Raw genomic sequence first — 10,137 nt, 5'->3', positions numbered from 1 at the left:
AGGGCACCAGGGCGGTCGCCCAGGCTCTCGTCGAGTCCAAGGGCTTCACCGTCGTGGGCGGCGGGGGCGCCCCCCCCGCCCGGCGGAAGGGATTCAGGTTCCTGTGCGTGGAGTGACGCGGTGTCAGCCGGTCGCGCCGCCCGAGACCCACTCGGTCCACGGCATGTTCCAGTCGCTGAGGCCGTTGTCAGGGGCCAACGCGGCCTTGTCCGCGGAGTTCTTGACGATCACGACGTCACCGACCATCGAGTTGTCGAAGAACCACGCGGCCGGCTGCCTGCCGTCGCCGCCGCCCTTGACGTCCTTCAGGCCCACGCAGCCGTGGCTGGTGTTGGCCTTGCCGAAGATCGAGTCGGCACCCCAGTAGTTGCCGTGGATGAAGGTGCCCGAGGAGGTCAGGCGCATGGCGTGCGGTACGTCGTCGATGTCGTACGCGGGCTTGCCGTCCTTCTTCGTGAGGCCGACGCTCGCACCGTTCATGTGGGTCTGCCCGAACTTCTCGGAGATGACCATCCGGCCGTTGTACGTCGGGTGCTCGGCGCTGCCGGACGAGATCGGGATGGTCTTGATCGTCTTGCCGTCTCGTACGACGGTCATCTGCTTCGTCCTGGCGTCGACCGTGCTGATCTGGCTGCGGCCGATCTTGAACGTGACCGTCTTCTGGATGCCCTGACGGGTGAGCTTGACGGTGACGGTGGAGCCGGGCTTCCAGTAGTTCTCGGGGCGGAAGTCCAGGCGGTTGTCGTTGAACCAGTGACCGACGACCTGCTGCCCGCTGCTGGAGCTGACCTGGATCTCCGACTCCACGGTGGCCTTGTTGCTGATCGCCTTGGCGAAGGAGATCGACACCGGCATGCCCACGCCGACGGTCGAGCCGTCCTCGGGGGAGAGGTGCCCGATGAAGTCGTTGGCCGGGGAGACCGTGGTGATCGTGGCGTTCCCGGTCACGGAGCGGCCACTGGCGTCCACCGCATCTGCGGCGACCTGGTATCTGGCGGCCCGCTCCAGCCGGCCGTCCGGCTTCCAGGACGTGCCGTCGGCGGACAGGGTGCCGGGAATCTCGGCACCGGTCGCGACGGCGGTCATGGTCACCTTGGTGAGCGTGCCGTTGCTGACCGTGACGTTGACGGGGTCGTTGATTCCGACGCCGTAGGCACCTTGTCCGGGCGTGATCTTTATTCGGGCGTCGGAAGCGTCCTGGGTGCCCGCCTGATCTGCCTGCGCATGCGATGTCGGCTGATTCCCGGCGGCGGCGTCGCCGCCGGTGGCGGCGTTGCTGGTGCCGCCGAGGGCTGTGAGCGCGAGTACGCCGCCGAGTACGCCGGTCATAGCCGTCAGTCCGGTGTGTCGCTTACTTAGCGTGATCAAACGCTTCTCCCATGCCGCTGGTCGTTGAAATCTCTGGAGCTGGTCACCGGAGAGGTGACAATTTGGACTAAAGAACTATTTTTAACCATTGATCTGCCCTGAAGGGAGCCAATTGTGGCGAATTCCACGCGTCCCGAGAGCTTCACCCAGGCCCTGCTCGGCGGCCGGACGGCGCGTGGTCGATCTGCTTTCGCCGCTCGGCGCGGGCCATGGTGGGGGTGCTGCGATGGGCGTGGCGCCGGTCACAGGCAACAGCCCAGGCTTCTGGGGCAACGGCCGCAGCCGGGGGCGAGTCGCGATCAGACCGAGCTCCGTTCCGCGGTGGCTCTCCACTGCGGCTCCGGCCGCTCGGGACGCCCGCCCGCGCATTTTGACGGCCGTCAACCGGTCCCAGGCCAAGGTCCGGCCACTGGTCGAACAAGCGATTGCCACCTTCAAGTGCGGGCGACTCCTCCACAAGCTGCGCTGCTCGACGACCCGGATCACGAGCCTCGTCCAAGCCGTGCTCACTCTCCATCTGGCCAGTTCAAGCTGAGGATGGAAAAAGCTCAGTGGATGTCGACGTAGTCGGCGACCGCGGCGCTGGAGGCGGAGCCGGACGTGCGCGTAGACCGTGGCGGTCACGCCGATGTGGGCGTGGCCCACAACCTCCTCGATGACGACGAGTTCGACGCCCTGTTCCGGAAGGAGTGTCGCGGTCGAGCGGCGGAGGTCGTGGAACCGGACCGGCCGCAGGTTTGCCTCGCGGAGTAGGGCGTTGAAGTGCCGGGCGAGAGGCGCTGGTTCGATCGCGTGTCCATCCGGCCGTGTGCAGACGTAGCTGCCGCCCTGCCGCCCTGCCGGCCCGAACCCTCGTGCTCCCTCGTGAAGGCGACCCCCAGGCCGCCCGCGATGCCTTGCACGAGTACCTCCAGATCGTGCGGCGCGCGCGGCTCGGCAACCAGCCCTGACCGTGGCCGGTATCCCATAGGCGCCCCGAGGCGGGCCGGGCGACGATCCGTTCAGTCGTCGGCTCGGCCGTGGTCGAAGAGCAGGCGTACGAAGTCGGTGACGGGTCCGGCGATGTCGAGGTCTTGGTCGAGCACCCGATGCAACCGCAGCCCGTTGAGCGCGGCGTGGAAGAGGGACGCGGCACTCTCGGAGCTGACGCCCTCGCGCAGCCTGCTGCGGGTCGACTCGTCGTGGAATCCCTCGGCGAACTGCGCGCGCTCGCGTTCGTAACGTTCGACGAAGTAGGTGTGGGCGGGACGAGCCGACTGTGTGGCCGCCTGCGGGGTCAGGTCCGTAGCGGTCGTAGCGGGTGGCCGCAATGACGGAGTCCGGTGTCGAAACCGGAGCGATTATCGGTTCTTTCGCCGGTCCTGAGGGTACGGTCATCAAAGGAGCGGCCGGAGGCTTGGCTGCGGGGTTCGTCACCAGCAAGGTGACGAACAATATTTTTTCGGATATCTGAGGCTGGTTCTGACCGTGGCATCCTCGCTGGCGCTCGCTGGGGCCGCTGCCTTTGCCGTGCTCTCCGCGCAGTCCTGGACGCGAGTCGTCCGCCACTGGGACGACCCGGCGGCGCCCTCATCGCCGATGGCTCTGGCGAGGCTTTTCGGGCCTGACGCCCAGCGCAGGCTTGAGCACGCCTCTGTGCTCAACGCCGCCTGCCTGAGTGGTCTGACCCTCCTGCTGCTCGGCGGAGCATGGCTGCCCCCGGCGGGGAGTACGGCCAAGGAGAACCCAGTCGCCCTGGGGGTCGCAGTTCTCGGACTGGCCGTCTTCTTCGCCGGGATTCTTGCGCAGCTGTCCATAGGCTTCTTCGGCGGACCGCGCTTCTTGCTGCCCAGGCGCTTCAGGGGTGCGAAGTCCGACGTCTCTGCGGTTTCCATGCCTGTTCCCGGCAGGGCAGGCGATACCGCAGAAATTTCGGCAGATCGGGATGAGGCGGAGAGCTAGGCGCAACTGCGGCGCTACAAGGTCTACATGGACGGGAGGCGTGCGGGAGACCTGTGGCCGCGCGAAGCGTGCCTGAGCGCGGACACCCTGCCTGACCTGGCTGGGTGCAATCGCACACGGTCGATCTACAGTTGGCGTCATGAGCCGTTGGCAGGAGTTGACCGGGGGGACGTCCGGGCAGGACTACGCTGCACGGTTCGCGGCTCTGGCCCGCAGTGGGAAGGACGTGCACGGCGAGGCGCGGTTCTGCGCGGCGCTCGTGCCTGCCGGAGCGCGGGTGCTGGACGCCGGGTGCGGTACCGGACGGGTCATGATCCGGCTCACGGAACTCGGGTACGACTGCGTCGGGGTGGATCTCGACGCGTCGATGCTGGCGATGGCGCGGAAGGAGGCGCCAGGGCTGCCCTGGTTCCAGGCCGATCTGGCCGAATTCGAGCCCCGTCTGCTGGGTGTCGCGGCCGACTTCGATCTCGTGGTCGCCGCGGGCAACATCTTCCCGTTGCTCGCGTCCGGCACCGAGGCCACGGTGGTCGGCCGCCTGGCCGCCGCCCTGCGCCCGGGCGGTCTGCTGGTCGCCGGCTTCGGCCTGGACGAAGCGCATCTGCCCGTGCCGCCCGGCATCACCCTGCCGGAGTACGACGACTGCTGCGCCGCGGCCGGCCTCACTCTCGTCGACCGCTTCGCCGGCTGGGACGCCGAACCGTACGACGGCGGCGGCTACGCCGTCAGCGTCCACCGCCGGTCGCTGTCCTGACCGCTGCGCCCGTCGGGCGGCCGGTGGCCTCTGCGGGTGGTCCGCGAGCGGCCTCGCCGGGGGACCGGATCCCGCCACCGGGAGCCGGAGCGCCCCGTGGATCCCGCGCGGCACGGGCGGGACCGGCCCCGTGAACCAGCGGTGGAAAACCTGTGGATGAACTGTCGGTGGGGCCGCCTATGCTGCATCCGAAGATCACGCGGAACCTGGGGAGGGCGCGGCATGTTCGACAAGCTGTTCGGCAGAGGCGGGGAGAGACCGGCGGCGGATCCGCACGCACTTCCCGCCCCGCGCCTGCTGCCGAACCGGATGTACACGCTGCGCGCGCTCGGGGACAGGCGGGTGCTCGCGCTGGTGGAGGCGGCCTCGGCGGGTGACTGGACGGCGGTCAAGGCGGCGCTGGGCCCTTTCGATCTCGGCCGCGACGATCAGGTCCTCGGCGAGCTGGCCGAGCTGGACGGTGTGCAGGACTGGATCGGCCGCGCCGTCGAGGAGGACAAGGAGCACCGGGCGACGGCCCTGCTGATATCCGGGGCGCGTCACATCGTCTGGGGCTGGGAGGCGCGCACCCGCGCCCGTGCCGTCGACGTCACGCGGGAGCAGTGGCGGGTCTTCGGCGAGCGGCTCCGCATCGCCGAGGAGCAGCTGCTGGAGGCGGCCGAGCTGCGGCCGGAATGGCTCACGCCGTGGCGCCGACTGCTCACCTCCGGCCGGGGCATGTCGCTGGGCCCCGTCGTCAACGAGACCCGGCTCGACGCCGCTCTGCGCCGCGACCCGCTGGATCTGGAGACCCATGTCGAATGGGTGTCGCATCTGCAGCCGCGGTGGAACGGCGAGCCCGGTGCGGCCCTGGCGTTCGCCCGTGAGGCGTTCGCCGGAGTGCCCGACGGCGATCGACTCGGCTGTGTGATCGCCATGGCGCACATCGAGGACTGGGTCGAGTCCGACCGCAAGAACTGCCTCATCACCCCCGAGATCCAGGACGAGTTGCTGGACGCGGCCGAGCGCAGCGTCCTCCACCCCGCCTATGTGCGCCGCCCGGGCTGGCAGCAGGACTTCAACATGTTCGCCATGGCCCTGTCCCTGGCCTCCGAACGGATCGCGCTGCCGCGTGTCTTCCGTGAGCTGGGCGGCGCCTACACCCCGTGGCCCTGGAGGTACATGGGGCGGCCGGAACAGATGTACGCCCGCGCCCGGCGCAACGCCTGACCCCGCCACCCCGCCCGCCGCCCACCTCACCCCGGACTGCCCGATGACTCTGCCCGACACCCCTTCGAGCCCGGCCGGCGCCGACCGCACCTTCCAGGTGGATCTGCGCGGCCTCGTCGACCTCCTCTCCCACCACCTCTACTCCAGCCCCCGCGTCTACCTGCGCGAACTCCTGCAGAACGCCGTGGACGCGCTGACCGCGCGACACAGCCTCGAACCGGACGCCCCCGCCGACGCGTTCGGCATCCGCCTGTACGCCGACGGTTCGGTGGTACGTGTGGAGGACGACGGCGTCGGTCTCACCGAGGCCGACGTGCACACCTTCCTCGCCACGATCGGCCGCAGCAGCAAGCGCGCCGAGAAGATCGCCGAGCAACGGGCCGACTTCATCGGCCAGTTCGGCATCGGACTGCTCTCCTGCTTCCTGGTCGCGGACGAGATCCATGTAGTGAGCCGTTCCGCCCGCACCCCCGGCGCCCCCGCCGTGGAGTGGCGGGGACGTGGCGACGGCAGCTACTCCGTGCGCACCCTGCCCGCCTCCGCCCGCCCCCGGCCCGGCACCACTGTCACCCTGACACCGCGCTCCGACGCGGGCCAGTGGACGCGGCCGGTCGAAGTACAGGCGTTGGCACGGCACTTCGGCTCCCTGCTGCGGCACCCGGTCACCTTCGACGCAGGCACGGGCGGCCCCGGCACAGCCGTCAACCCCGAGCCCGCGCCCTGGTCGCGCACCTACCCCTCGCCGGGAGCCCGCTCCCGGGCACTGGCCGCGTACGGCGAGGAGGTCTTCGGGTTCACGCCGCTGGACACCATCGAACTGGACCTGCCGGCCGTGGGGTTGAAGGGCATCGCCTGCGTGCTCCCCGAGGCGGTGCCGGCCGGGCGCCGCCACGGTCACCGCGTGCACGTCAAAGGCATGCTGCTGTCCGAGCAGGCCGAGGAGATCCTGCCCGAGTGGGCGTTCTTCGTCCGCTGCGTCGTCGACGCCGAGAGCCTGCGCCCGACGGCGTCCCGCGAGTCCCTGTACGAGGACGGCACCCTGGCCGCGGTCCGGGACGCCCTCGCCGAACGGCTGCGCGCCTGGATCGCCCGGACCGCCGCCAGTGACCCCGACCTTCTCGGCCGCTTCCTCCAGACCCACCACCTGGCCGTGAAGTCCCTCGCCGTGCACGACGACGAGATCCTGCGGATGCTGCTGCCGTGGCTGCCGTTCGAGACCACCGACGGACACGCCACGCTCGACGAGTTCGCGCGCACCCACCGCACCGTGCTCGTGACCTCCAGCGTGGAGGAGTTCCGGCAGGTCGCCGCGATCGCCGCGGCCGCCGGGCTCGGCGTCGTCAACGGCGGCTACACCTACGACCGCGAACTGGTCCACCGGCTACCGGAGATCAGGCCGGAGGTGAGTGTCGCCGACCTCGACCCGGCCACGCTCACCGCCCACCTCGACCCCGTCGACCGGGAGACGGAACTGGCCGCGGCGGCCTACCTCGCCCAGGCCCGCGACGCCCTCGCCGTGTTCGACTGCGATGTCGCGCTGCGCACCTTCCAGCCCGCCTCCGCCCCCGCCCTCCTCCTCGACAGCCGCGAGGCCCGGCACGAGCGCACCCGCTCCCAACTCGCCCGCGAACAGCAGGGCGGCGTGTGGGGCGACATCCTCGGCCATCTGCACCAGGAGGCCCCGCGGGCCCAGCTGATCCTCAACCAGCTCAATCCGCTGGTCCGTACCGCGGTGACCATCGACGCGCCCGAACTGGCCCGCACCAGCGCCGAAGCCCTCTACGGACAGGCCGCGCTGCTGTCCCGGCGCCCGCTCAGGCCCGCCGAGTCGAGCCTCATCAACCGCTCCTTCCTCGACCTCCTCGCCCACGCCCTGCGCAAGGACAGCTGACGATGCCCATCGCACCCCATCCCCAGAACACGGACGAGCTGTACGAGGCGCTCCAGGAGAACGACCGGCGACCCTACGGCCGTACCCGCACCGTCACGGCCGAGGAACTGGTCGAGTCCGCCGAGCAGTTCGCGGAGCCCCGCCCGCTCGTGCACGCGCTCCTCGCACTCCAGAAGGCGTACAACTACGGTTCCGAACCCAGGAAGGCGCCCGTCGTCTTCGCCCGCGTGCTCACCCTCTTCGACGAGCAGCCCGACGTCTTCGACGAGCGGCTGCGGCACACGCTGTTCTGGCGGTTCAAGTGGGTCGCGGGCGCTCTGGTCGCCCTGCCCGAGATGCCCCTGGCCAGCCTGCGCCAGTGGCTGACCGAGATGCGTGACCGGTACGAGAAGGCCGGTCTCGAACTCCAGCCCTACTACGGAGAGGCGTACCGCCTCGCCGCCCACGTCGGTGAGGAGACCGACCTGGCCTTCGAGCTGTGGGCGGGACGCACCCGTACCCGGCTCAGCGACTGCGAGGCCTGCGAGATCTGCGTGCGCGCCGTGCACCATCTCGCGGCGGGCGACGACGAACGGGCACTGCGCACCTGGGAGCCCGTCCTGGCCGGGAAGGAGTCCTGCCAGGAGGAGCCCGCCCGCTCCGTCTCCTACGCGCTGCTCCCTCTGCTGCGCACCGGCCGCACCGACCGTGCCCGCGAACTGCACCTCACCGGTTACCGCGCCTGCCGCCGCAACCCCTCGATGTCCGGCGAGATCGGCCGGCACCTGGAGTTCTGCGCGCTCACCGGCAACGAGGCACGCGGCCTGGAACTCCTCGCCGAGAACCGGAACCTGTTCGACGAGGTCGAATCACCGCTGGACCTGCTCAGCTTCCTCACCGGTGTGGAGGTACTCCTCCAGCGCGTCGAAGCCCTCGGGCACGGCGGTCTGCCCGCCGCCGGATACGCGGGCCGCTCCTGGACGGTGACCGGCCTGCGCGCCGAGGTGCGCGGCCGCGCCGACGACCTCGCCGCCCGGTTCGACGCCCGCAACGGAACCACGGCCCACACCGACCGGCGCAGCGCCCGCCTCGACCGCGCCCCGCTCCTGGACGCACTGGAACTGACCCTGCGCGCCCGCGGTCTCGACGACGTGGCCCCGGCCGCCCCGGCTGCCGCACCCGCCGCCCGCACGGCCGCCGACATCCCCGAGTCGCTGACGGAACTCATCCTCCGGGCGAGGGCGTTGGACGAGCAGGGGCACCTGGACGCGACGGCCTGCTGGGCCCGGCTGCGCACCCTCGTCGCCGCCCCCGACTACGTCCACCCCGACGACCCGGCCGTGGGACCGCTGGTACTGCTCCGTGCGGACCTGCTGGAGGACGAGGCGGGCCGGGCGGCCGAGAAGGACGAGTACGCCGCGGCCGTCGCCCTGCACAAGGAGGCGGCGAGCCTGTACGAGGAGGCCGGAGCGCCGGGGCACGCCGCGCTCTCCCGCGCCTGCGCCGTGCTGCCCACGGGCGACATCCCCGGGGAGGACACCGACGGAGCCGACGCGAAGGCCGCCGCGCTGACCGCCGCCCACGCGGCCCTCGTCCGGCTGCACGAGGAGACGCCCGGCCTGGCCCCGTACCAGGAGGCCCGCCTGCTGCGGCTGCGGGCCACCGCGCTCGGCCTGCGGCTGCAGACGTCGAGGGACGAGGAGGCCGTCGCCCCGGTGTTCGCCGAGGTGGACCTGCTGCTCGACTTCGCCACCCGGCACGACATCGCCGGACAGGTCTCCGGCGCTCTGCTGCTGCGGGCCAGCACATACGCCGTCTCCGGCGACCTGCCCGCCGCGGTCACCGAGACCGACGCCCTCCTGGACCGGCTGAAGGAGCACGGCCCCGCCTGGCACCTGCCCCGCACGCTCGCCCTGCGCGGCCGGATCCGGCTCGGCCTCAGGAACGCGCAGGACGCGTACGCCGACCTGACCGAGAGCCTGCGGCTGCTCGCCGACTGGCCCTCCGGCACCGGCGCCGGCGCCCGCGTCCACGGTGATCTGGCCCAGGCCTGTATCCACCTGGGCCGCCCAGACGAGGCACTGCGGCACCTGACGCGCTCCGCGGAGCTGGAACTGCGCCACGGCAGCCGGACGGACGCGTTCTGCACCTACAGCAACGCGGCCCAGCTCAGCCTCGAACTGGGCCGCGTCGAGGACTGCATCGCGCTGCTCGACTCCCTCCTGGCCGAACCGGACGTCGCCGCCGGAGAGCTGGACGACCGGCTCGTCGCCCAGCTGCGCATGCACCGCGCCCGCGCACTGCACGCGGGGGAGGACCTCAAAGCCGCCACGGCGGAGTTCGCCGCCCTCGCGGCCGAGTCGGCCGGCTGGGACGACGACCCCGGGAGCCACGCCGTGATCGCCGCGGAGACCGCCGTACTCCTCGCCGAGTCCGGCGAGTTCGGCCGGGCCCGCGAGGCCGCGGACCAGGCCCTCGCCGCCCACGCCCTGGCCCCGCGCCACGAGCAGCTCAGCAGTTGCCTGCGCGAACTCGCCCGCCTCCAGGCGGAACGGCAGGGGGCCGAGGGCCTGGCCGACGCCCTGGCCCTGCTCGCCGACGCGGGCACGGTCGCCGACGAGGCCCGCGCCGCGGGGTACGAGGCCCGCGGCCGCTCCCTGGACAGCGCCCTTGCCTTCGAACACGGACGGGTCAACGCCTACGCCGGTGAGTACGAGACGGCCCTGGCCGCTCTGGACCAGGCCCTCACCCTGCTCGGCGAACCGGGCCCCGGCGAGGACCAGGCCGGGGAGTGGGCCGAGTGCGTCCGTCTGGCGGCCGTCGTGGAGGGCCGGTACCTGGAACGCACCGCCCCCGCCCTCACCCGCCTCGACGGCGCGGTCTCCCGCCTCACCGCCCTGGGCCACACCGAGGAGACCGGCCCGCTGACCTCCCTGGCGGCCCGGCTGCGCGACGAGAAGTGATCGCCCGCGGGCGCGGCCCCGTGCCGCCCCTG

8 protein-coding genes and 2 pseudogenes are annotated in these 10,137 nt (G+C 71.5%); 7 read left to right on the top strand and 3 right to left on the bottom strand.

Going from position 1 to position 10,137, the window contains the following annotated elements; all coding sequences use genetic code 11:
- Positions 1-123: 123 nt before the first annotated feature.
- The gene (locus ACIRR9_RS22265; RefSeq protein ID WP_403754408.1) at positions 124-1,329 is read right to left on the bottom strand and encodes an Ig-like domain-containing protein; all 1,206 of its coding nucleotides are present in this window, start codon (positions 1,327-1,329) and stop codon (positions 124-126) included.
- Positions 1,330-1,741: 412 nt separating this feature from the next.
- Here ACIRR9_RS22265 and ACIRR9_RS22260 point away from each other — a divergent pair.
- Positions 1,742-1,903, top strand: a pseudogene (locus ACIRR9_RS22260) (IS5/IS1182 family transposase); the annotation flags it as partial.
- Between the two features lie 119 nt (positions 1,904-2,022).
- Here the strand turns inward: ACIRR9_RS22260 and ACIRR9_RS22255 are convergent.
- Both ACIRR9_RS22255 and ACIRR9_RS22250 read right to left on the bottom strand, forming a co-directional pair.
- A pseudogene (locus ACIRR9_RS22255) lies at positions 2,023-2,157 on the bottom strand (site-specific integrase); the annotation flags it as partial.
- A gap of 212 nt (positions 2,158-2,369) precedes the next feature.
- The gene (locus ACIRR9_RS22250) at positions 2,370-2,678 is read right to left on the bottom strand and encodes a hypothetical protein (RefSeq protein WP_403754405.1); all 309 of its coding nucleotides are present in this window, start codon (positions 2,676-2,678) and stop codon (positions 2,370-2,372) included.
- On the opposite strand from ACIRR9_RS22250, the gene ACIRR9_RS22245 reads away from it, so the two are divergent.
- From ACIRR9_RS22245 to ACIRR9_RS22220, 6 genes are all read left to right on the top strand, one after another.
- Positions 2,678-2,821, top strand: a complete 144-nt coding sequence (locus ACIRR9_RS22245; protein ID WP_403754402.1) for a hypothetical protein — start codon at positions 2,678-2,680, stop codon at positions 2,819-2,821. The two genes, ACIRR9_RS22250 and ACIRR9_RS22245, sit on opposite strands and share 1 nt — an antisense overlap.
- 14 nt (positions 2,822-2,835) lie before the next feature.
- Positions 2,836-3,309 carry a hypothetical protein gene (locus ACIRR9_RS22240; protein ID WP_403754399.1) on the top strand — a complete coding sequence of 158 codons (474 nt, stop codon included), beginning with the start codon at positions 2,836-2,838 and terminating at the stop codon, positions 3,307-3,309.
- A 139-nt stretch (positions 3,310-3,448) separates the two neighbouring features.
- The gene (locus ACIRR9_RS22235) at positions 3,449-4,063 is read left to right on the top strand and encodes a class I SAM-dependent methyltransferase (protein ID WP_403754396.1); all 615 of its coding nucleotides are present in this window, start codon (positions 3,449-3,451) and stop codon (positions 4,061-4,063) included.
- A 222-nt stretch (positions 4,064-4,285) separates the two neighbouring features.
- Positions 4,286-5,272 (top strand): hypothetical protein, encoded by a 987-nt coding sequence (locus tag ACIRR9_RS22230; protein WP_403754393.1) that lies wholly within the window; start codon positions 4,286-4,288, stop codon positions 5,270-5,272.
- Positions 5,273-5,315: 43 nt separating this feature from the next.
- The gene (locus ACIRR9_RS22225; RefSeq protein ID WP_403754390.1) at positions 5,316-7,163 is read left to right on the top strand and encodes an HSP90 family protein; all 1,848 of its coding nucleotides are present in this window, start codon (positions 5,316-5,318) and stop codon (positions 7,161-7,163) included.
- 2 nt (positions 7,164-7,165) lie between these two features.
- Positions 7,166-10,105 (top strand): hypothetical protein, encoded by a 2,940-nt coding sequence (locus ACIRR9_RS22220; RefSeq protein WP_403754387.1) that lies wholly within the window; start codon positions 7,166-7,168, stop codon positions 10,103-10,105.
- Positions 10,106-10,137 lie beyond the last annotated feature (32 nt).

Origin of the sequence: Streptomyces sp. NPDC101234 (genome assembly GCF_044767525.1) — a bacterium.
GTDB classification, from domain to species: domain Bacteria; phylum Actinomycetota; class Actinomycetes; order Streptomycetales; family Streptomycetaceae; genus Streptomyces; species Streptomyces sasae.
The sequence above is the reverse complement of the archived record's forward strand: the minus strand, read 5'-3'. Positions and strand labels throughout refer to the sequence as shown.